The organism is Halopseudomonas formosensis (genome assembly GCF_900115905.1).
GTDB lineage: Bacteria > Pseudomonadota > Gammaproteobacteria > Pseudomonadales > Pseudomonadaceae > Halopseudomonas > Halopseudomonas formosensis.
Genome location: NZ_FOYD01000006.1, coordinates 115,311 through 135,735, shown reverse-complemented (window position 1 = coordinate 135,735; position 20,425 = coordinate 115,311). Strand labels below are relative to the sequence as shown.

The 20,425-nt window shown below is 65.0% G+C and carries 21 protein-coding genes; 8 read left to right on the top strand and 13 right to left on the bottom strand.

Going from position 1 to position 20,425, the window contains the following annotated elements:
- Positions 1 to 35 precede the first annotated feature (35 nt).
- On the bottom strand, positions 36 to 1,226 hold the full coding sequence (gene metK / locus BM046_RS10420; protein WP_090539202.1) for a methionine adenosyltransferase: 1,191 nt from the start codon (positions 1,224 to 1,226) through the stop codon (positions 36 to 38).
- A complete protein-coding gene (locus BM046_RS10415; RefSeq protein ID WP_090539200.1) occupies positions 1,219 to 2,211 on the bottom strand; it encodes an ArsR/SmtB family transcription factor in 993 nt (330 codons plus the stop codon). The genes metK and BM046_RS10415 overlap by 8 nt, the downstream gene beginning before the upstream one ends.
- Before the next feature lie 232 nt (positions 2,212 to 2,443).
- Between BM046_RS10415 and tkt the strand changes: the two genes are divergently transcribed.
- The 4 genes from tkt (at position 2,444) to fba (ending at position 7,867) form a co-directional block, all read left to right on the top strand.
- Positions 2,444 to 4,444, top strand: a complete 2,001-nt coding sequence (gene tkt, locus BM046_RS10410; RefSeq protein ID WP_090539198.1) for a transketolase — start codon at positions 2,444 to 2,446, stop codon at positions 4,442 to 4,444.
- A gap of 2 nt (positions 4,445 to 4,446) precedes the next feature.
- Positions 4,447 to 5,499 (top strand): erythrose-4-phosphate dehydrogenase, encoded by a 1,053-nt coding sequence (gene epd / locus BM046_RS10405; RefSeq protein WP_090539196.1) that lies wholly within the window; start codon positions 4,447 to 4,449, stop codon positions 5,497 to 5,499.
- Positions 5,500 to 5,538: 39 nt separating this feature from the next.
- On the top strand, positions 5,539 to 6,699 hold the full coding sequence (locus BM046_RS10400) for a phosphoglycerate kinase (protein ID WP_090539194.1): 1,161 nt from the start codon (positions 5,539 to 5,541) through the stop codon (positions 6,697 to 6,699).
- A 103-nt stretch (positions 6,700 to 6,802) separates the two neighbouring features.
- A complete protein-coding gene (gene fba, locus BM046_RS10395; protein WP_090539192.1) occupies positions 6,803 to 7,867 on the top strand; it encodes a class II fructose-bisphosphate aldolase in 1,065 nt (354 codons plus the stop codon).
- On the opposite strand, the gene BM046_RS16490 is transcribed toward fba, so the two are convergent.
- Positions 7,860 to 7,982 carry a hypothetical protein gene (locus tag BM046_RS16490; protein ID WP_268875175.1) on the bottom strand — a complete coding sequence of 41 codons (123 nt, stop codon included), beginning with the start codon at positions 7,980 to 7,982 and terminating at the stop codon, positions 7,860 to 7,862. The genes fba and BM046_RS16490 overlap by 8 nt on opposite strands.
- Before the next feature lie 59 nt (positions 7,983 to 8,041).
- Between BM046_RS16490 and BM046_RS10385 the strand changes: the two genes are divergently transcribed.
- Together BM046_RS10385 and BM046_RS10380 are read left to right on the top strand one after the other, a co-directional pair.
- Positions 8,042 to 8,317: a hypothetical protein gene (locus tag BM046_RS10385; RefSeq protein WP_090539188.1), complete on the top strand. Its 276-nt coding sequence runs from the start codon at positions 8,042 to 8,044 to the stop codon at positions 8,315 to 8,317.
- A 3-nt stretch (positions 8,318 to 8,320) separates the two neighbouring features.
- Positions 8,321 to 8,788 carry a hypothetical protein gene (locus BM046_RS10380; RefSeq protein ID WP_090539186.1) on the top strand — a complete coding sequence of 156 codons (468 nt, stop codon included), beginning with the start codon at positions 8,321 to 8,323 and terminating at the stop codon, positions 8,786 to 8,788.
- 183 nt (positions 8,789 to 8,971) lie between these two features.
- Here the strand turns inward: BM046_RS10380 and dbpA are convergent, their stop codons facing one another.
- Together dbpA and BM046_RS10370 are read right to left on the bottom strand one after the other, a co-directional pair.
- On the bottom strand, positions 8,972 to 10,351 hold the full coding sequence (dbpA, locus tag BM046_RS10375; RefSeq protein ID WP_090539184.1) for an ATP-dependent RNA helicase DbpA: 1,380 nt from the start codon (positions 10,349 to 10,351) through the stop codon (positions 8,972 to 8,974).
- Between the two features lie 92 nt (positions 10,352 to 10,443).
- A complete protein-coding gene (locus tag BM046_RS10370) occupies positions 10,444 to 11,343 on the bottom strand; it encodes an acyltransferase (protein WP_090539182.1) in 900 nt (299 codons plus the stop codon).
- A 151-nt stretch (positions 11,344 to 11,494) separates the two neighbouring features.
- On the opposite strand from BM046_RS10370, the gene lnt reads away from it, so the two are divergent.
- On the top strand, positions 11,495 to 13,117 hold the full coding sequence (lnt, locus tag BM046_RS10365) for an apolipoprotein N-acyltransferase (protein ID WP_177197841.1): 1,623 nt from the start codon (positions 11,495 to 11,497) through the stop codon (positions 13,115 to 13,117).
- Here lnt and BM046_RS10360 read toward each other — a convergent pair.
- The 4 genes from BM046_RS10360 to BM046_RS10350 form a co-directional block, all read right to left on the bottom strand.
- Positions 13,093 to 14,313, bottom strand: coding sequence for a BaiN/RdsA family NAD(P)/FAD-dependent oxidoreductase (locus BM046_RS10360; RefSeq protein ID WP_090539178.1), 1,221 nt, complete (start codon positions 14,311 to 14,313; stop codon positions 13,093 to 13,095). The genes lnt and BM046_RS10360 overlap by 25 nt on opposite strands.
- A gap of 89 nt (positions 14,314 to 14,402) precedes the next feature.
- A complete protein-coding gene (locus BM046_RS16240) occupies positions 14,403 to 14,555 on the bottom strand; it encodes a hypothetical protein (protein WP_177197840.1) in 153 nt (50 codons plus the stop codon).
- Between the two features lie 14 nt (positions 14,556 to 14,569).
- On the bottom strand, positions 14,570 to 15,118 hold the full coding sequence (locus BM046_RS10355; protein WP_090539176.1) for a cation efflux transmembrane domain-containing protein: 549 nt from the start codon (positions 15,116 to 15,118) through the stop codon (positions 14,570 to 14,572).
- Complete coding sequence (locus BM046_RS10350; protein ID WP_090539174.1) at positions 15,115 to 15,648, bottom strand: transporter substrate-binding domain-containing protein; 534 nt, start codon at positions 15,646 to 15,648, stop codon at positions 15,115 to 15,117. Before BM046_RS10350 ends, BM046_RS10355 begins: the two co-directional genes overlap by 4 nt.
- A 150-nt stretch (positions 15,649 to 15,798) precedes the next feature.
- Between BM046_RS10350 and BM046_RS10345 the strand changes: the two genes are divergently transcribed.
- Positions 15,799 to 16,515, top strand: coding sequence for a YebC/PmpR family DNA-binding transcriptional regulator (locus tag BM046_RS10345; protein WP_090539172.1), 717 nt, complete (start codon positions 15,799 to 15,801; stop codon positions 16,513 to 16,515).
- Here the strand turns inward: BM046_RS10345 and BM046_RS10340 are convergent.
- Genes BM046_RS10340 through glgP form a run of 4 tightly spaced genes read right to left on the bottom strand, consistent with a single transcriptional unit; the run spans position 16,510 to position 20,239 of the window.
- Positions 16,510 to 17,307, bottom strand: a complete 798-nt coding sequence (locus BM046_RS10340) for a metallophosphoesterase family protein (RefSeq protein ID WP_090539170.1) — start codon at positions 17,305 to 17,307, stop codon at positions 16,510 to 16,512. The genes BM046_RS10345 and BM046_RS10340 overlap by 6 nt on opposite strands.
- Positions 17,304 to 18,284, bottom strand: coding sequence for a diacylglycerol/lipid kinase family protein (locus BM046_RS10335; protein WP_218150030.1), 981 nt, complete (start codon positions 18,282 to 18,284; stop codon positions 17,304 to 17,306). Before BM046_RS10335 ends, BM046_RS10340 begins: the two co-directional genes overlap by 4 nt.
- 31 nt (positions 18,285 to 18,315) lie before the next feature.
- Positions 18,316 to 18,582 carry a DksA/TraR family C4-type zinc finger protein gene (locus BM046_RS10330; protein WP_090539165.1) on the bottom strand — a complete coding sequence of 89 codons (267 nt, stop codon included), beginning with the start codon at positions 18,580 to 18,582 and terminating at the stop codon, positions 18,316 to 18,318.
- Positions 18,583 to 18,592: 10 nt separating this feature from the next.
- Entirely contained in the window at positions 18,593 to 20,239 is a 1,647-nt protein-coding gene (gene glgP, locus BM046_RS10325; protein ID WP_090539163.1) for an alpha-glucan family phosphorylase, read from the bottom strand.
- Positions 20,240 to 20,425 lie beyond the last annotated feature (186 nt).

Sequence of the window (20,425 nt, the reverse complement as noted above, 5' to 3'; positions counted from 1 at the left end):
ATGCCGGGACGGCCTGCTCCGGATTCCCCGGTCTGTTACAGCCCGGCGTCGGCGCGCAGGGCGTCGGCGCGGTCGGTCAGTTCCCAGGGGAAGGCGGTGAAGGTGTCGCCCTTCACGGTCATCTCGTAGGGGTCACGACCGAAGTGGCCGTAGGCCGCGGTGGCCTGGTACATCGGGTGCAACAGGTCGAGCATGCGGGTGATTGCATAGGGCCGCAGGTCGAAGTGCTCGCGAACCAGCTGAACGATGCGCTCGTCGCTGACCTTGCCGGTGCCGAAGGTGTTGATCGACACCGAGGTCGGCTGGGCCACGCCGATGGCGTAGGACACCTGGATCTCGCAGCGATCGGCCAGGCCGGCAGCGACGATGTTCTTGGCCACGTAACGACCGGCATAGGCGGCGCTGCGGTCGACCTTGGACGGGTCCTTGCCGGAGAAGGCGCCGCCACCGTGACGGGCCATGCCGCCGTAGGTATCGACGATGATCTTGCGTCCGGTCAGACCGCAGTCACCCACAGGGCCACCGATGACGAACTTGCCGGTGGGGTTGATGTGGTACTGGGTGCCGGCATGCAGCAGCTCGGCCGGGATCACGTGTTTGATGATGGTCTCCATCACCGCCTCGCGCAGGTCTTCCTGGGCGATCTCCGGATTGTGCTGGGTGGACAGCACAATGGCATCGATACCGACCACCTGGCCGTTCTCGTAGCGGCAGGTGACCTGGGACTTGGCGTCCGGGCGCAGCCAGTTCAGCGTGCCGTTCTTGCGCACCTCGGCCTGGCGCTCGACCAGACGGTGGGCGAAGGTGATGGGCGCGGGCATCAGTACGCTGGTCTCGTTGCTGGCATAACCGAACATCAGGCCCTGGTCCCCTGCGCCCTGATCCTCGGGCTTCTGCCGGTCCACACCCTGGGCGATATCCGGTGACTGCTTGCCGATGATGTTGATCACGCCACAGGTATCGGCGTCGTAGCCGACCTCGGAGGAGGTGTAGCCGACATCCTTGATCACCTTGCGTACCAGATCCTCCAGGTCGACCCAGGCGCTGGTGGTGATTTCCCCGCCGATGATCGCCACGCCGGTCTTGACCATGGTTTCGCAGGCCACACGGGCCAGCTTGTCCTCGGCGAGAATGGCGTCGAGCACGGCGTCGGAGATCTGATCAGCCAGTTTGTCCGGATGGCCTTCGGATACCGATTCGGACGTGAAGATGCTGTATTCACTCATGGTTCTGGTCCTTGGAAAATTGTTGAAGCTGAATCTGAAATCCGTTGCGCAGTCCCAGATAGAGGCTGACGCCACTGTTCAATCCCGCCTGTGAAGCCCAGCGGGCGAGGTCGCTCTGGTCGAAGCCCAGCCACAGGTCACCGCAGGTGTCCTGAACCCAGCTCTGATCATGTCGGCACAGCTCGGTGAGGATCAGGCTGCCGCCGGGCCTGAGCAGGTCGGCGAAGCGCTTGAGCGCCTCCGCTGGCGCCGGCATGTGGTGCAGCACCATATTGCACACCACGGCGTCCGCCGGGGGCAGGGCCTGGGGCTGCAGGGCATCGGCCAGCAGGCATTCGACATTGACCAGACCGGCCTCGCTGCACTGCTGGCGGGCGCGCTCCAGCATGGCCGGGGCGTTGTCCAGGGCCAGCACCCGGGTGAAGCGGCCGGCCAGATCCGGCAGGAAGCCGCCTTCCCCCGGCCCGACCTCGATGGCCAGCGCCCGGTCCGGCAGGGCCAGGCTGTCGATCAGGTCCAGCAGCGGTTCGCGGTACAGGCCGAAGTGGGCAATCAGGTCCTGCTGCGCCGGGGTGCCATCGGTAAAACGGGCGAAGAACTGCCGCGACACCTCGCCGCGCTGACTGTGTACCAGGGCGATGGCGCTCTGCAGTCGGTCTTCCAGCGGCAGGGCGTCAAGTTCGCCGAGCAGCTGCTCGTGCAGCACCGGCCAGGGGCTGGCGTCGGCCAGGCTGCGCCGGTAGAAGATCGAATTGCCTTCACGACGGGTGCTGACCAGACCTGCGCTGGCCAGTACCTTGAGGTGGTGGCTCATGCCTGACTGGCGCATGTCGAAGATCTGCGCCAGTTCCAGCACGCCGAAGGAGTCATTGCGCAGTACCCGCAGGATATCCAGGCGCAGCTGATCCCCCGCCGCCTTGAGAAAGGCAGCCAGTTGCTCGGAACTCGAGCTGGCGACGAGGGCGAGGGAGGCGGTGCTGTTCATGCTGGGGGATTCTAGTCAGCCGCGACCGGTCTCGCAACGGCTATATCAAAATATTTTGATATTCATCTCGGATTTGGGCCGCTCGTCCACAATTCCCGGCGTTTTCCATGGTCGGTCCGGGTTTTCATTGCCCGTTGCAGCAGTTTGGGCGAAAATGCCGTCCTTTCATTTTCCGGGGGCGTGGACCAGTCCTGGGCCCCTCCCAGCCTTGCCAAAATCACAGGAGTTGTTCATGCCCAGTCGTCGTGACCGAGCCAATGCCATTCGTGCCCTGAGCATGGATGCGGTGCAGAAAGCCAACAGTGGTCATCCGGGTGCGCCAATGGGCATGGCGGATATCGCCGAAGTGCTCTGGAGGGACTTCCTCAAGCACAACCCGGCCAACCCGCAATGGGCTGACCGCGACCGTTTCGTGCTGTCCAACGGCCACGGCTCCATGCTGATCTATTCCCTGCTGCACCTGACCGGCTATGACCTGACCATCGATGATCTGAAGAACTTCCGTCAGCTGCACAGCCGCACCCCCGGCCACCCGGAATACGGCTACACCGCCGGTGTGGAAACCACCACAGGTCCGCTGGGGCAGGGCATCGCCAACGCCGTGGGCTTTGCCCTGGCGGAGAAGATCATGGCCGCCCAGTTCAACCGCCCCGGGCACAACATCGTCGATCACGACACCTATGTGTTCCTCGGTGACGGCTGCATGATGGAAGGCATTTCCCATGAAGTCTGCTCGCTGGCCGGTACCCTGGGCCTGAGCAAGCTGACCGCCTTCTATGATGACAACGGCATTTCCATCGATGGTGAAGTGCATGGCTGGTTCACCGACGATACCCCCCGGCGCTTCGAGTCCTATGGCTGGCAGGTGATCCGCAACGTCAACGGCCACGATGCCGACGAGATCAGGCTGGCCATCGAGACTGCTCGCAAGAGCGACAGGCCGACCCTGATCTGCTGCAAGACCATCATCGGCTTCGGCTCGCCGAACAAGCAGGGCAAGGAATCCTCCCACGGCGCAGCCCTGGGTGAGGACGAGATCGCTCTGACCCGCGAGGCGCTGGGCTGGAAGCATGGTCCCTTCGAGATCCCCGAAGACATCTACGCCGAGTGGGACGCCCGCGAAGCCGGTGCCCGTGCCGAGCAGCAGTGGAACGAGAAGTTCGCTGCCTACCAGGCCGAATTCCCCGAGCTGGCTGCCGAGTTCAAGCGCCGCATGGCCGGTGAGCTGCCGGCGGACTTCGAGGAGAAGGCCAGTGCCTTCATCCGCGAGGTAGCGCAGAAGGGCGAGAACATCGCCAGCCGCAAGGCCAGCCAGAACTGCCTGAATTTCTTCGGTCCGCTGCTGCCCGAGCTGCTCGGTGGCTCCGCTGACCTGGCCGGTTCCAACCTGACCCTGTGGAGCGGCTGCAAGCCGGTGGTGGCCGAAGATGCCTCCGGCAACTACATGTACTACGGCGTGCGCGAGTTCGGCATGGCCGCCATCATGAACGGTGTCGCCCTGCACGGCGGTCTGATCCCCTATGGCGCCACCTTCCTGATGTTCATGGAGTACGCCCGCAATGCGGTGCGCATGTCGGCGCTGATGAAGCAGCGGGTCATCTATGTGTTCACCCACGACTCAATCGGTCTGGGCGAGGACGGCCCGACCCACCAGCCGGTCGAACAGCTGACCAGCCTGCGCACCACCCCCAATCTGGATACCTGGCGTCCGGCGGATACCGTCGAGTCGGCGGTGGCCTGGAAGCAGGCACTGCTGCGCAAGGATGGTCCCAGCGCACTGATCTTCTCCCGCCAGAACCTGCCGTGCCATGTGCGTGATGATGAAACCGAGGCGGCCATAGCCCGCGGCGGTTACATCCTCAAGGACTGCGCCGGCGAGCCCGAGCTGATCCTGATTGCCACCGGCTCCGAGGTCGGCCTGGCGATGCAGGCCTGGGAAAAACTCAACGAACAGGGTCGCCGCGTGCGCGTTGTATCCATGCCCTGCACCAGCGTGTTCGACCAGCAGGACGCCGAGTACCGCCAGGCCGTGCTGCCGCTGGAAGTGGGTGCGCGCATCGCCATCGAGGCGGCCCACGCCGACTATTGGTACAAGTACGTTGGTCTGGACGGCCGCATCATCGGCATGCACACCTACGGTGAGTCAGCGCCGGCAGGGGAGCTGTTCGAAGCCTTCGGCTTTACCCTGGACAATGTCCTGGCGGTGGCCGACGAGCTGCTCGAAGACGAGTGAACATGTCGCGCGGCAGGCCCTATCGCATCGCCCTGAATGGCTACGGCCGTATCGGCCGCTGTGTGTTGCGCGCCCTGCATGAGCGGGGTGGGCAGGACATGCAGATAGTGGCCCTCAACGATCTGGCCGATCAGGCCAGCGTCGAGTACCTGACCCGCTTCGACTCTACCCACGGGCGCTTTCCCGGTGAGGTGCGGGTCGACGGCGACTGCCTGCACATCAACGGCCACTGCGTGAAGGTGCTCTGTGCGTCCACCCCCGAAGCGGTGGACTGGGCGGCGCTGGATATCGACCTGCTGCTGGAATGCTCCGGGCAGTACACCCGCCGTGACGAGGGTGCCCGCTTCGTCGAAGCCGGTGTACCCCGTGTGCTGTTCTCCCAGCCGATGGCCAACGCCGAGGCGGTGGATGCCACCCTGGTCTACGGCGTCAACCACCACAGCCTGAATCCGCGCGCGCGGCTGATCTCCAATGCCTCCTGCACCACCAACGCCAGCGTGCCGGTGCTGCATCTGCTCAACCGCGAGCTGGGTCTGGAGCAGGTGTCCATCACCACCATCCACTCGGCGATGAACGACCAGCCGGTGATCGACGCCTACCACCATGCGGACCTGCGCCGCACCCGCTCGGCCTTCCAGTCGGTGATCCCGGTGTCCACCGGGCTGGCCCGGGGCATCGAGCGGCTGCTGCCGGAGCTGGTCGGGCGGGTGCAGGCCAAGGCCATGCGGGTGCCCACGGTCAACGTCTCGGCGCTGGACATCACCCTGCAGACCCGTCGTGACACCAGCGCCGAGGAAGTGAACCGGCTGCTGCAACAGGCGTCAGAGTCTGAGTATTCCGGCCTGCTGGGCTATACCGAGCTGCAGCACGCCAGCTGTGATTTCAACCATGATCCGCATTCCGCGATCATCGACGGCAGTCTGACCCGGGTCGCCGGCCCGCGCCTGGTCAACCTGCTGGTGTGGTTCGATAACGAATGGGGCTTTGCCAACCGCATGCTGGATGTGGCGCAGTACTGGCTGCAGCAGCTTGAGGGTGCGGCGGCCCGCGACTGAACAACAGTTAATTTCCAATCTCTGGACAAGGAGCACTACATGCCGGTACTGACCATGGAGGCACTCGACCTGAACGGGTTGCGGGTTCTGATTCGTGAAGATCTCAACGTCCCGGTCAAGAATGGCCAGGTCGCCAGCGATGCGCGCATCCTGGCCGCACTGCCGACCATCCGCCTGGCGCTGGAAAAGGGTGCAGCGGTCATGGTCTGCTCACACCTGGGTCGCCCGGAAGAGGGCGTGTTCAGTGAGGAGAACAGCCTGGCACCGGTCGCCGCGTACCTGAGCAAGGCGCTGGACCGTGACGTCCCGCTGGTGCGTGACTACCTCGGCGGCGTGCAGGTGCAGCCGGGCGAGCTGGTACTGCTGGAGAACGTGCGCTTCAACACCGGCGAGAAGAAGAACACCGATGAGCTGGCGCAGAAATACGCTGGCCTCTGTGATGTCTTCGTCATGGACGCCTTCGGTACCGCCCACCGTGCCCAGGCCTCCACCCACGGTGTAGCCAAATTCGCCGCCACCGCCTGCGCCGGCCCGCTGCTGGCAGCCGAGCTGGAGGCCCTGGCCCGGGCGCTGGACAAGCCGGCCAAGCCGATGGCCGCCATCGTTGCCGGCTCCAAGGTGTCGACCAAACTGGATGTGCTCAATGCCCTGTCCGAGAAGTGCGACCAGCTGATCGTCGGTGGCGGCATCGCCAATACCTTCCTTGCTGCGGCCGGTCTGCCGGTGGGCAAGTCCCTGTACGAGGCGGATCTGGTGGATACCGCCCGCGCCATCGCCGAAAAGGTCAGCGTACCCCTGCCGGTGGATGTGGTGGTGGCCAAGGCCTTTGCCGAGGACGCCGAGGCCACGGTCAAGGCGGTCGAGGATGTGGCCGCGGATGACATGATTCTGGATATCGGTCCGAAAACCGCTGAACAGTTCGCCCAGTTGCTCAAGTCCTCGGGTACCATCCTGTGGAACGGCCCGGTCGGGGTGTTCGAGTTCGACCAGTTCGGCGAAGGTACCCGCGCGCTGGCCGAGGCCATTGCCGAGAGCCCGGCGTTCTCCATTGCCGGCGGCGGCGATACCCTGGCAGCCATCGACAAGTACGGTGTGGCCGATCGCATTTCCTACATTTCCACCGGCGGTGGCGCCTTCCTCGAGTTCGTCGAGGGCAAGGTGCTGCCGGCGGTCGAGATACTGCAACAGCGCAGTAACTGAGCAACCGTTATCCTGCCCCGCGCGCGGGGCACTTGCAGCCACGGGCCTGCTGCGGCAGGCTACGCGGCAGTGAATTGAATACAGTTAACCGGAGAATATCACCATGGCTTTGATCAGCATGCGCCAGATGCTGGACCACGCCGCCGAGTTCGGCTACGGCGTCCCGGCCTTCAACGTCAATAACCTGGAACAGATGCGGGCCATCATGGAAGCGGCTGACAAGACCGACTCCCCGGTGATCGTGCAGGCCTCCGCCGGCGCCCGCAAGTACGCCGGTGCACCCTTCCTGCGCCACCTCATCCTGGCCGCCATCGAGGAGTTTCCGCATATCCCGGTGTGCATGCACCAGGACCACGGCACCAGCCCCGCCGTCTGCCAGCGCTCGATCCAGCTGGGCTTCTCCTCGGTGATGATGGATGGCTCGCTCGGCGAGGACGGCAAGACGCCGACCAGCTACGAGTACAACGTTGACGTAACCCGTCGCACCGTGGAAATGGCCCACGCCTGTGGTGTTTCCGTAGAGGGTGAACTGGGTTGCCTGGGCAGCCTGGAAACCGGCCAGGCCGGCGAGGAAGACGGCATCGGTGCCGAGGGTACCCTGGATCACAGCCAGATGCTGACCGACCCCGAGGAGGCCGCCGACTTCGTCAAGAAAACCAAGGTGGACGCGTTGGCCATCGCCATCGGCACCAGCCACGGCGCCTACAAGTTCACCCGCCCACCGACCGGCGACATCCTGGCCATCGACCGCATCAAGGCGATCCATGAGCGCATCCCCAACACCCACCTGGTGATGCACGGCTCCTCCTCGGTACCCCAGGAGTGGCTGGCGATCATCAACGAGTATGGCGGCGACATCAAGGAAACCTACGGCGTGCCGGTCGAGGAGATCGTCGAGGGCATCAAGTACGGCGTGCGCAAGGTCAATATCGATACCGACCTGCGTCTGGCGTCCACCGGGGCCATCCGTCGCTACATGGCGCAGCACCCCAGCGAGTTCGACCCGCGCAAGTTCTTCAGCGAAACCGTCAAGGCCATGCGCGATATCTGCATCGCCCGGTACGAAGCCTTCGGCACCGCCGGTAATGCTTCCAAGATCAAGCCGATCAGTCTGGAAGCCATGTACCAGCGTTACGAAAGCGGTGAGCTGGACCCCAAGGTCAACTGATCAGGGCGTTCCAGCCGGGGTTGGCGAGCGTCTGCTCGCCGAGCCCGCAGCATGCGCTGCTGGCGGCGTAACGCACCCGCCGGGACGGCCCGGGCTTGCCTTGAACCTCGAGCACCAGCTCGATGAACCTCGGAGCCCCGTGCCACCCGGAACAGAACACCAACGAGACCAAGCATGTCCCAAGCCGATAACGAAGCCGACGAGTCTTTCACCCACGAGAAGCTGCTGGAAGCGATCGAGAACCAGCTGGCCGACGGTTCGCCCGCCGCTGCCCAGGCCACGCTGAACAAGCTGACCCTGGTGGGTTATGAGCGCGCCGACAGTCTCGACCTGATGGCTCAGGTGCTGGCCTTTCATATCAACCAGATGCTGGAGCAGGACGCCCCCTTTGACCTCGAGGGCTATGAGCAGTCCCTGCGCAACCTGCCGGATCTGCCTGACAAGGACTGAACGATGTCACCCATAGCGATACTGCGCATCATCGCCTTCTATCTGCTGGCGGTTGTGGTGGCGACCATTCTGGGCGGCCTGGTGCAGGCCCAGATCGAGATCGCCGCCCTGGCCGAGACACCCCTTGACCTGAACGAGCGCGTGGCGGCCGGCTGGCCGGCGCTGCTCGGCCTGCTGCCGATCCTGGCGGCCATACTGGCCGTCACCCTGCTGATAACCCTGCCGATTGCCGAAGCGCTGGCGCGGATCTTCCGTCCCTGGCGCTGGCTGCTGTTCGCGCTGGCCGGGGCAGGGGGTATCTGGGCGGCTTACAAGCTGCTGCCGGCACTGCCGCTGACGCTGCCGAGCCTCACCACCCCGGCAGGTGGATGGCAGTGGCTGGCCCTCTGCGTGGCGGTGGCCATCGGCAGCTGGCTGTTCGGCCAACTGACCCGCCCCAAGGCCAAGCGCGGCCTGCGCGTACTGGGCTGAGATGGGTGTGCCGGGTTACATCCCGGCCACCCGGGGTGGCGGCGAGCACTCCAGGGAGGGACGAGCACCAGCGCGTGCGCGGTGTTGGGTCGGCAGCGCATGCGCTGCGTGTCAGTCCGCTCATCGAGCTGGTGCTCGAGATTTCCCAGAGGGAAGCCTGGAAAACCTACGCTGCGCCACGCCTTACAGCAACCGCACCTTGAACCGGCGGCCCTTGATCTTCCCCTGTTCCAGCCGCTCCAGCGCGGTCTGGGCCAGATCCCAGCGCACCGCTACCAGCGCCTGGAAATCACTGATACTGATCTTGCCGATGGCATCGCCGGGCAGTCCCGCCTCTCCGGTCAGGGCGCCGAGCAGGTCGCCGGGGCGAACCTTGTCCTTGCGTCCACCGGCCACCGCCAGGGTGCGCATGGGCGGCAGCAGGGGTTTGTCCAGATGCTCCGGCAGCCGGTCCAGTGAAGCCCAGTTCAGCGGCTCACCCAGGGCTTCCTCGATACGCCGGGCTCGTCCCTGTTCAGCCGGGGTAACCAGGCTCAGGGCCAGCCCCGGCTGACCGGCGCGGCCACTGCGACCGATGCGGTGGGTATGCACCGCCGGGTCCGGTGACAGTTCGGCGTTGATCACCGCCGCCACCCCCTCGATATCGATGCCCCGGGCTGCCACGTCGGTGGCCACCAGCACGCTGCAGCTCTGGTTGGCGAACAGGGCCAGTACCTGATCCCGTTCACGCTGTTCCATATCGCCGTGCAGGGCCAGGGCGCTGACCCGGTTGCCATTGAGCAGTTGCTGCAGTTGCTGGCACTGCTGGCGGGTCTGACAGAACACCATGCAGGGCTGCGGCCGTTCGGCCGCCAGCAGGCGCAGCACCGCCGGCAGACGCTGTTCGGCGCTGACCTCATAAAAGCGCTGGCTGATGGGGTTCCTGACCTCGGTTTCCTCGATCACCACCTGCTGCGGGTTGCGCATGAAGCGCCCGGCCAGACCTTCGATCCCCGGTGGATAGGTGGCGGAGAACAGCAGGGTCTGACGCCGGCTCGGGGTGCACTCGATGATCTCGCTGATGACCTCGATGAACCCCATGTCGAGCATGCGGTCGGCCTCATCCAGTACCAGACAGTTGAGTCGATCCAGCTTCAGCGTGCCGCGCTGCAGGTGGTCGCGTACCCGCCCCGGGGTGCCGACAATGATGTGCGCGCCCTGCTCCAGGGAGGCGGCCTGTGGACCGAAGGGGGTGCCGCCGGCCAGGGTCAGGATCTTGATGTTGCCGGTGCCCCTGGCCAGTGCCCGCAGGGCGTCAGCGGTCTGCCCGGCCAGCTCCCGGGTGGGGCTGAGCACCAGGGCCTGACAGCCGAGGAAGGCGGGATTCAGCGGCGCCAGCAGGCCGATGCCGAAGGCGGCGGTCTTGCCGCTGCCGGTGCGTGCCCGGGCAATGAGATCCTCACCGCCGAGGATGACCGGCAGTGCCGCGCGCTGGATCGGGGTCATCTGCTGATAGCCCAGCTGCTGGATGCTGTCGAGCAGAGGGGCGGGCAGCGGCAGTGTGGAAAAGTCGGAATGGCTCACGTCATTGACCTGCAGGGAAGGGGCGGGGAGTGTAGCAGATGCGCCCGCCCGATGGGCGGGCGCCGGTCGCCCCGGCGCGGCAGCCTTCCGGCTCAGCCGCGGGTACCCAGCGCCGCGCGCAGTTCGGCGATACGCTGATCCTTGGCATCCCAGATGCTGTTGACCCAGTTCTGGAAGTACTCGCGGAACTGCGGATCCTCGCTGTAATCGCCATGGAAGAGGTCGGCCGGCAGCGTCTGCGAGCGGATGTCCACCAGCACATAGGGTACCCGACCGCTGATCAGGGCCCAGAAGCCCGGCGGCGTCTGCTCCGGATAGACGATGGTCACATCCAGCAGCGAACGCATTTGCTCGCCCAGCGCGGCGGTGACAAAGGCAATGCCACCGGACTTGGGCCGCAGCAGGTGGCGGTAAGGGGATTGCTGGGCGGCATGCTTGGCCGGGGTGAAGCGGGTGCCTTCCAGGAAGTTGACCACGGTCACCGGCAGGTGGCGGAACTTCTCGCAGGCGCGGCGGGTGATTTCCAGATCCTTGCCCCGGTCCTCGGGATGGCGTTCCAGGTGCGCCTTGCTGTAGCGCTTCATGAAGGGGTAATCCAGCGCCCAGAAGGCCAGCCCGAGAAAGGGCGCCCAGATCAGCTCCTTTTTCAGGAAGAACTTGAAATAGGGCGTCTTGCGGTTGAAGGACTGCACCAGTGCCGGTATGTCCACCCAGGACTGATGGTTGCTGATCACCAGGTAGGAATGGTCGCTGTACAGGGGAGTATCGCAGCGGATGTCCCAGACCGTCGGCAGCATCAGGCGGAAGATGGCCTTGTTGGTCTCGGCCCAGGTTTCGGCAATCCACATGACCCAGCGTGAACTCCAGCGGCGGAAACCCTGGTGGGGAATCACTACCTTGAGCACCGCAAGCACCATCATCGGGCCGATCCCGATCAGGGTATTGAGCAGGACCAGCAGGCTGGTCAGGGTTCCGGTCAACCAGTGGGGCATGGTGTGTTATTCCTCGACGGTCAGAAACGAGGCCAAGCATAGCGGCTTTGGGCGTTACTGTGGCAGGGGTCACGATTCACTCGGACAGGGTATTGCCTGCGACCGCCTGACGGGCAAGGATGGGGCTGAACCCGTACCGGATTGCCGACCCATGCTGCCTACCAGTTCCCCTCTGCCAGCGCAGCCGGCCCTGATCGACCGACTGCAGGCTGGGTACCGATCGCTGCTGCTGCGTCTGCTGCTGGCCGCACTCAGCGGTCTGATGCTCTGTGTGCCCTGGCTGAACAATCAGCTGTTCTGGAGCGGATGGCTGGGCTGGGTGCCGCTGCTCTATGCCCTGCGGGGGGCCGGCCCGGGCATGGGACTGCTGCTGGGCTGGGTTGCCGGCACCCTGTGTTTTGCCGGGGGCAGCTACTGGCTGGCCCAGTTCATGATCAACCTCAAGCAGGTCAACCCCGGCCTGAGCCTGGTGCTGGCGGCGCTGTTCTGGAGCTACCTGGGGTTGACCCTGGGCCTGACCAGCATGCTCTATCGCTGGCTGGTGCGCCGGCTGGGTGGCTGGGAGCTGCTGGCCTTCCCGCTGTCGCTGGTGGTGGTGATGGCGTTCTATCCGATGCTGTTCAAGACCCACTTTGCCGATGGTCAGGTGCAGTTTCTGCCGGCGCTGCAGGCGGTGGAATGGACCGGCGCCGCCGGCCTGGACGCGGTAATGGCGCTGTTCGCGGTGCTGCTGTACCGGATGCTGACCCGGGATGGGCCACGGTCGGCGATGGCCAACCGCATCGCCTGGATCGCCCTGCTGCTGTGGCTCGGCTACGGCGTCATCAGTCTGCAGGACTGGGATCGGCGGATGCATGACTGGGAAACGCTGCGCATCGGGCTGGTCCAGCCCAATGACCCCATCACCCTGGATATTCCCCCTCCGGCGCCTGGCTTCACCCGGGAGTTTCCCCAGGAGATGGAAGCGACCCGGCGGCTGATCGAGGCGGGCGCCCAGTGGGTGGCCTGGCCGGAGGCCCGTTACAAGGGCTATTTCGACACCTACAGCGTACGCCAGGCCTATGCCCGGGAGGTGTCTCGCCGGGGGGTGCCGCTGATCTTCCATGATGTCGAGCGCCAGTGGCAGGGCAGCGAGCGAATCAGCTACAACACGGTGGCGCTGCTGGATGCCGAGGGTGAGCTGGCGGCCCGATACCGCAAGATGCTGCGCATGCCCTTCGGCGAGTATCTGCCGCCGCCCTGGTCATGGTCCTGGCTGCGCCCGATCAATGACCGGGTGTTCGGCGAGTTCCTGCGGCCCCTGGGTGCCGGGGAGGCCCATGTGGAATTTCCGGCGGCAGGCATGAGGGTCATGCCCATGGTCTGCTACGAGGCGGCCTTTGCCGACTTCGTAGCCGCTGCGGTAGGTGCCGACGGTGCCGGCAAGATGCTGCTGTTCCTGTCCCAGGACAACTGGTTCGGTGAGAGCACTCAGCCCCGGCACCACGCCAACATGTCGATCCTGCGCGCGGTGGAGAACCGCCTGCCGATGGCCCATCTGATCAACAATGGCCCCTCGGTGGTGGCTGCACCCCATGGGCGGATTCTCGGTGAGGGCCAGGCCTTCAATGCGGACGAGCTGCTGGTGCGGGTGCCCTTCGATGCGGCCTCCGGTGGCAGCTTCTTCAGTCGTCATCCGCGGCTTTTCATCCATGGGGCGACCTGCCTGCTGGGACTGCTGATTCTGGGGGCGCTCTGGCGCAGCCGGTCTCAGACTGCCAGTCCGGCACTGTAGCCGGATGACCAGGCCCACTGGAAATTGAACCCGCCCAGGTGACCGGTGACGTCCAGCACTTCGCCGATGAAGTAGAGCCCGGGGCAGTCACGGGCTTCCATGGTGCGCGAACTGATGGCGGCGGTATCCACGCCACCCAGGGTCACCTCGGCGGTACGGTAGCCTTCGGTGGCCGAAGGCTTGATGACCCAACCATTGAGCTGGCCGGCGATGTGCAGCAACTGGCGGTCACTGAACTCGGCCAGGGGTTTGTCCGCCGCCTCCGGCCACCAGAGCTGTTGCAGCTCGGTGACCAGGGCTCGTCCCAGCTTCTCGGCAAGTACCGTCCTGAGCAGCTGGCGGGCCTGCAGCTGCTTGGCTTCCCGCAGCCACTGGGCAGCGTCGATCCCGGGCAGCAGATCCAGGGTCAGGCTGTCGCCGGGGTGCCAGTAGCTGGAGATCTGCAGAATGGCCGGACCACTTATTCCCCGGTGGGTGAACAGCATGTTCTCGGTGAAGCTCTGGCCGTTGCAGCTGGCTTCGACTTCCAGCGCCAGCCCGGACAGGCGTTCGCAGAGACCCTTCATGCTGTCACTGAACATGAAGGGCACCAATCCGGCGCGTCGCGGCGTCACCGACAGACCGAACTGCTCGGCAATCTGGTAGCCGATACCGCTGCCGCCGAGGGTGGGAATGGACAGGGCGCCGCTGGCCACCACCAGCGAGTGGCACTCGATGCGCAGCGGTTGCTGGCCCTGGCGCAGCTCAAGACGGTAGCGAAGGTGCTGCGAATCCAGTGCGCTGACCTGCAGCAGTTCGCAATGGGTACGGATCTCCACGCCGGCAGCGGCACATTCGTCCAGCAGCATGTTGAGCACATCCCGTGCCGAATGCCGGCAGAACAGCTGGGAATGCCGGCGCTCTTCGTATTCGACGGCGTGGCGTTCGATCAGGCTGATGAAGTCCCACTGGGTGTAGCGCTTGAGCGCTGCCTTGCAGAAGTGCGGGTTGGCCGATATGAAGTTGTCCGCTTCGACCTGGTAGTTGGTGAAGTTGCAGCGCCCGCCACCGGACATGAGAATCTTCTTGCCGGGCTTGTTGGCCTTTTCCAGTACCAGTACCCGCCGGCCGCGCTGACCGGCGGTGGCGGCGCACATCAGGCCGGAGGCGCCGGCGCCGATGATGACAACATCGAAACTCAGAGTGGGGGCGTGCACGGGCAGGTCCGTATCGTTACATGGAAACGGGCGCCGCCTTGGTTGCGGCACCGGCGCGCAATGGTAGCACGCCGGTGCCTGTCAGATGCCTACTTGAGCAGTGCCTTGCGTCGCCAGGCCGGCAGGGGCTGATGGCGGTTGATCCGGCACAGCGGATCATCCTGAGCGGCAAAGGGGCGGCACCACCAGAAGGTGGAGTTGCCGCTCGGGTTGTGATGGGGACCGGGGTTGGGTTTCCACATGATCGGGCTCCTGTTCAACGGTTGATTTTCTCGACCGGCATGAGGATCAGGTCATACAGACGCCAGTCCAGCTCGCGGGACAGCGGCAGCTTCATGCGCCCGAGAATGATCGGCGGAATCATGGAGTACACCAGGGCCAGGATCATCACCCAGCCACCCCAGATCGGATAGGCCTCGCCGAACAGCTGGAAGTGGCCGATGCTGGGCCTTTCCTGGCGCAGCAGCGAGCTTGCCGAATCGATCAGCATGAATAGGCCGAACAGGACTATGGCCATGGCGGCGGCAAGGAAGGCCAGCAGGATGGCGCGACTGTAGCCGTAAGGGTGCTGCTCGTCCGGAGGCTGCTTGCGCATGCGCATGGCCAGCAGGAAGACCACCGGCGGCACCAGGGCCAGCAGATCCTCGAGCAGGGCCATCTTCATGGTCTGGGAAGAACCCATGCTCAGGTACATCACCAGCACTATGCTGAGCACGAAGCCCAGCGAGATCCACTCGAGGCGGATCGCCTTGTGCAGCAGGGCTTCCCGGTCTGCGGGCAGCCGATAACCCTGACGTACCCTCATGGCTGGCCGGCGGCTCGCAGCGTGGGCAGGTAGTGTTCCGGGTCCTGGCGGGTGAACAGGAAACGCTCCAGCGTCAGGAGCAGGGCATTCTCGCCGGGCGCCGTGAGGATGACATGTTCACCCAGTGTGCCCTGCTGGTTGCGTTCGTTGAAATAGATAAAGGTCTGGCCGACCTCGGCGCGCCAGGGGTGGGTGGCGGAGAAACCACCGATCAGCAGGTCCAGTTCATGTCGACGCAGGGACTCCACCAACTGCTCGACCCCGCGATGATGCCATTGGATATCCAGATCCTGACGCTCGGCGAACTCGCGCACCAGTTCACTTTCCAGGCCGACCGGCGCCGCCGGGTCCGGCACTTCAACCCAGGGTGGGTTGGCCACCACACCGACACGCAGGGCGCCCCGTTCCCGGGCCGCGGTCAGGGAACGTTCGGGATCTGCGGGCCATTGGCAGCCGGTGAGCATCATGGTCAGGGCCAGGACCGTGGTGAGCGGCCTGAAGAAGCCGTCAGTCAGGGAATGCAGCATCATCGTCAGCACCTCGAATGGGTATCAGTTCTGACTGGATAAACGACGCGGGAGTTCAGACCGGATTTTCCGCTGGGCGGGGAGTGGAAAATACTCCAGCGCAGCGGGCAACTGACGTAGAATGACGGCTTTTCAATCAAACGGGACCGCCGGATGGGACGCGCTTATCAGAACCGCAAGGAATCCATGGCCAAGACGGCCGACGCCAAGACCAAGCTCTACAGCAAATACGCACGGGAAATCTATGTCTGTGCCAAGTCCGGCGGTGTCGACCCCGCAGGCAACCTGTCCCTGCGTGGCCTGATCGAGCGGGCCAAGAAGGATCAGGTGCCGGCCCACGTGATCGACAAGGCCATCGACAAGGCCAAGGGCGGCGGTGGTGAGGATTTCTCGGTGGCGCGTTATGAGGGTTTTGGCCCGGGTAACTGCATCGTGATTGTCGAGTGCCTGACCGATAACCCCAACCGCACCATTGCCGATGTGCGCCACTGTTTCACCAAGACCAAGTGCAAGATGGGCACCCCCGGCAGCGTCAGCCACATGTTCGACCACTGCGCTATCCTGGCCTTCAAGGGCGACGACGAGGAAGCCGTGCTCGAGGCGCTGATGATGGCTGATGTGGATGTCACCGACATCGAGAACGAGGATGGCCTGATCACCGTTTTCACTCCCAACACCGAATATGCCAAGGCCCGCCAGGCGCTGACCGAGGCCCTGGGTGAGGTGGAGTTCGAGGTCGACGAGATCCAGTTCCTGCCCCAGACCTTCACCGCCATCGGCGAGGAGGATCGACCCATGTTCGACCGCTTCCTCGACATGCTCAATGATCTGGATGACGTGCAGAACGTCTACCACAACGCCGAGCTATAGGTCGCTCAGGCGCAGCTCGCTGCGCTCGACCTCCACGAAGCCCTGACCCGCCAGATAATCCCAGCGGGTCAGGCAGCAGCGCCGCGGCCCGCCGGCGTCGTATTCGATCAGATTCACCGAGTTGGGCACGGCGCCGCGGGTACGCGTCGAGAGTCCCGTGCCCGCCTGCACTGCCCAGCCGCGCCGCTCGGGCTGGCTGCCCTGCAGCGGTACCAGATAGGGCAGGTGGATGTGTCCACCCAGCAGCAGATCCGCCCCGGCATCCACCCACTCCGGTACTGCCCGCTCCCGACCGATCAGCAAGTTGCTCAGGTCCGACTCTTCTATGGCACGAACCGGATGGTGCAGCATCACTATGCGCAGCTGTCCGGGTGCGGCCTGTTGCAGGCGCCGGCTCACCCGCTGCACCTGGGCGGCGGACACCTGACCGTCCTTGTGTCGCGCTGGCCGAGTACTGTTGACGCCGATCACCAACAGCCGTGGCGTGTCCAGCACGGGCTCCAGATCCTGCCCGAACGCCTGGCGGTAGTTGCCGTAGGGATTGAACAGACGTGCCGCCAGATTGAACAGCGGCAGATCGTGATTGCCGGGCACGGCCATCACCGGGGCGCCGAGACGCCGCACGAAAGCCTGGGCGGCGGCGAACTGGCCGCGCCGCGCCCGCTGGGTGATGTCGCCGCTGAGCAGGCAGTGATCCGGCCGCAGTTGCTGCTCCAGTTGCAGCAGGGCCTGAACCACTCCGGGATCCTCGGTGCCGAAGTGCAGATCTGACAGGTGCAGCAGACGGGTCATGGATGCTCCGGTGTGGGGGCGCTGCGCGGAATGAGCAGCGGCAGCACATGCGGGGCAATGCGGAAGGTCAGGGGCGTGCGCATGCGCAGTATCTCGCCATCCACCGCCACCTTGACCATCCGCGGCCGGGCGTTGGGGCGCACCGTCAGGTTTTCGAAACCGAAGCTGATGACATTCTCCGCTTCACCCATGCGGCTGAGCAGGCCCTGCAACAGCAGCAGGTAGAGCGCGCCGGTGCCCACCGGTCTGGAGGCCAGGGCCACCAGATGGTCGCGGTTGTCCGGCAGCGCCGGATCCACACCTATGTGCTTGAGCTGCAGGGCGTTGTTGCAGACCACCAGGGTCGGCGTGCGCAGGCGCTCGTGGCGGCCGCCATGCTCCAGGGTGATGTCGAGCTGGCGATGGGCCCGCGCCAGGGTGACCAGGGCGGCGACCAGGGCGATCCAGCGGCTGCGACCGTAGCGCTGCTTGTACTCCTCGCGGTCCTCCAGCAGTTGCGGATAGAGGCCGAGACTGGCATTGACCAGAAAATAGCGTCCGTTGATCTGACCCAGACTGATGTGTTCCAGACGGGCGTTGAGCAGGTCGTGCATCGCCTGGCCGGTGTCCTGGGAAATGCCATGGGCGCGGCCGAAATAGTTGAAGGTCCCCTGGGGCAGGACGCCGAAGGGCACGCCCTGGCCCACCACCGCCTGACACACCGCATTCAGGGTGCCGTCGCCACCGACGGCCACCACTATGCCGCCCTGTTCACGGGCCAGGGTCACGGCCTTCCGTGCGGCGCTGTTCAGGTCGGCGCCGCGCTCCATCACCAGCAGCTCGCAGCGGCGCCCGGCCTCGGCACAGGCTGTCCGTATGGCCTGGCGTGTGGCCTCGCTATCCTGCTTGCCGGAGCGGCTGTTCATGACCAGGAACAGGGGTTCGCAGCCGGTCAGCTGGACCGCCGCGGCAGGGGTTTCGGGAACGGCTGTATGCAAGCAAAGCTCCTTCCGGTATCGGGCCGGTATTTCAACGTAATTGACTGTCCTTGCTGCCGCGGCGGTTGTAACCGGCGGACTGGCGCTGGTCGGCATCATGCTCGGTCTGGCAGGGTACGCACAGGCGCACCCCGGGCAGTGCCTCGCGTCTGGCCTGCGGAATAGGGTCGCCGCATTCCTCGCAGTGGGTCAGGCTCGGCCCTGCCGGCAACTGGCTGCGTGCCCTGTCCACCGCATCCTGGATGCTGTCTTCTATCTGTTCCTGAACGGCACCGTCCTGCGCCCAACCTGTGGCCATGTCGTTCTCCTCAGGGGTTGTACATGAGTTCGTAGTACTGGTGTGCCAGCCGGTCGGAGTCGAAGCGGGGCTGTACATCGCGCATGCCCTGTTTCATCAGCTGCAACCAGCGTCCAGGTTGATCGTAGTACATGGGCAGGGCCCGGTTCTCGAGCAACTCCATCAGCTGCAGGGCGTCCTCGGCGCGCTGGGCCTCGACATCCCCGGTCGGATCGGCCGGCGGTATCAGCAGACAGTTGTGCCCGTCCACGGCGAACTCCGGTACCCAGCCGTCGCAGATGGTCAGGTTGACCGCACCGTTCATGGCGGCAGTCATGCCACTGGTGCCCGAGGCCTCGCGCAGCCGTTGCGGCGTGTTCAGCCAGATATCCGCACCCTGTTTGAGCAAGCGCGACAGGCGGATCTCGTAGCCGGTGAGCACCGCGATCCGGGGATGGCGCCAGGTCAGATGCACCAGCTGGTCGAACATGTCCACGGCGGTCTGATCGAAGGGGAAGGGCTTGCCCGCCCAGATGATCTGAACCGGTCGATCCTGCTGCTCCAGCAGCCGATTGAAGCGATAGAGGTCGTGCAGCAGCAGGTCGGCACGCTTGTAGGCGGCAAAACGGCGGGCCCATACCAGGGTCAGCGTCTGTGGGTCGAAAAGCTTGCCGGTCTGATCGGCCACCTCCTCGAACAGCGCCCGCTTCATGGCCTGCTTGCGTGCCACCAGCGCCGCATCGTCATCGGTGTCCAGCGCCTGGCGCAGCTGCGGGTCCTGCCAGAAACGGGCGTTCTGGGCATTGGTAATGCCGATGATCGGGCAGGTCCCGGCATTGTCGCTCCACATATCCCGGGCCACCTGCGCGTGCAACCGGGACACGCCGTTGGCCCGTGCGGCCAGGCGCAGGGCGGCCAGAGTGTGGCTGAACAGGGCGCCATCGGTCCCGGTAGCCTGCCTGACGGTCTCCAGCGGCAGGCCGGCGAAGTAGCCCATGCTGTGCAGGAACTGCGGGTCGCTTTCCTCGTTGCCCGCCTTCTCCGGGGTGTGGGTAGTGAATACCACGCGTCGGCGGACCTCAGCCACATCACCGAGTCTGGCCAGCAGATGGAAGGCCAGGGGCAGCGCATGCGCCTCGTTGAGGTGGTGAATGGCCGCGCCACCGAGCTGTTCAACCACCTGGGCACCGCCGATGCCAAGAACTATGCTCTGGGCCACCCGGGTTGCCGGTTCCGTGTCATACAGGCGGTGGGTGATGGTGCGGGCGAGGTAGTCGTTTTCCGGAATATCGGTGGTCAGCAGATAGACGGGGGCAGTGCCGAAGGTCTCCGGCGCCAGACGCAGTACCCGGATATGTACCGGATGACCATTGACGCTGACCTGGGCACGCAGATCCGTTGGCTGCAGGAAGGGGTAGTACTTCCTGATGAACTGCACCCGCATGCACTGATCGTCCTGGCGTACCTGGTCGTAGTAACCGTACTTCCAGAGGATGCCGATGCCAATCAGGTTCTGCTGCAGATCGTGGGCGCTACGCATGTGCGAGCCGGCCAGAAAGCCCAGCCCGCCGGCGTAGATCTTCAACGCCTGATCGATGGCGTACTCCATCGAGAAGTAGGCCACGGCCTTGCGGTAGCGCGGATCGGGCTCCCAGGGGAGCGGTCGGGGTGAATCCATGAGGCGTGCCCTTGAGCGGTTGCCACGGGGTTACCTCTTACAGACAACGGAGAAGGGCATGGGTGCCGCTGACACCGTCGGGATGTCGAACACCCGCTCGACGACGGGGTCTCTGCCGCCTGAGGCTGTGCAGGCGCAGCGCGGGTGCGCTGCACCCCGGGCAACAGGCGACGGGGCGTGCGCCCG

Coding starts and splice junctions, on each gene's coding strand:
- BM046_RS10350 (WP_090539174.1), bottom strand. CDS start 15,648: ATGATGCTGCATTCCCTGACTGACGGCTTCTTCAGGCCGCTCACCACG.
- BM046_RS10355 (WP_090539176.1), bottom strand. CDS start 15,118: ATGAGGGTACGTCAGGGTTATCGGCTGCCCGCAGACCGGGAAGCCCTG.
- BM046_RS10385 (WP_090539188.1), top strand. CDS start 8,042: ATGTCCCAAGCCGATAACGAAGCCGACGAGTCTTTCACCCACGAGAAG.
- BM046_RS10415 (WP_090539200.1), bottom strand. CDS start 2,211: ATGAACAGCACCGCCTCCCTCGCCCTCGTCGCCAGCTCGAGTTCCGAG.
- BM046_RS10370 (WP_090539182.1), bottom strand. CDS start 11,343: ATGCCCCACTGGTTGACCGGAACCCTGACCAGCCTGCTGGTCCTGCTC.
- BM046_RS10330 (WP_090539165.1), bottom strand. CDS start 18,582: ATGGCCACAGGTTGGGCGCAGGACGGTGCCGTTCAGGAACAGATAGAA.
- BM046_RS10340 (WP_090539170.1), bottom strand. CDS start 17,307: ATGACCCGTCTGCTGCACCTGTCAGATCTGCACTTCGGCACCGAGGAT.
- BM046_RS10345 (WP_090539172.1), top strand. CDS start 15,799: ATGGGACGCGCTTATCAGAACCGCAAGGAATCCATGGCCAAGACGGCC.
- metK (WP_090539202.1), bottom strand. CDS start 1,226: ATGAGTGAATACAGCATCTTCACGTCCGAATCGGTATCCGAAGGCCAT.
- BM046_RS16240 (WP_177197840.1), bottom strand. CDS start 14,555: ATGTGGAAACCCAACCCCGGTCCCCATCACAACCCGAGCGGCAACTCC.
- glgP (WP_090539163.1), bottom strand. CDS start 20,239: ATGGATTCACCCCGACCGCTCCCCTGGGAGCCCGATCCGCGCTACCGC.
- tkt (WP_090539198.1), top strand. CDS start 2,444: ATGCCCAGTCGTCGTGACCGAGCCAATGCCATTCGTGCCCTGAGCATG.
- fba (WP_090539192.1), top strand. CDS start 6,803: ATGGCTTTGATCAGCATGCGCCAGATGCTGGACCACGCCGCCGAGTTC.
- BM046_RS10380 (WP_090539186.1), top strand. CDS start 8,321: ATGTCACCCATAGCGATACTGCGCATCATCGCCTTCTATCTGCTGGCG.
- BM046_RS10400 (WP_090539194.1), top strand. CDS start 5,539: ATGCCGGTACTGACCATGGAGGCACTCGACCTGAACGGGTTGCGGGTT.
- epd (WP_090539196.1), top strand. CDS start 4,447: ATGTCGCGCGGCAGGCCCTATCGCATCGCCCTGAATGGCTACGGCCGT.
- lnt (WP_177197841.1), top strand. CDS start 11,495: ATGCTGCCTACCAGTTCCCCTCTGCCAGCGCAGCCGGCCCTGATCGAC.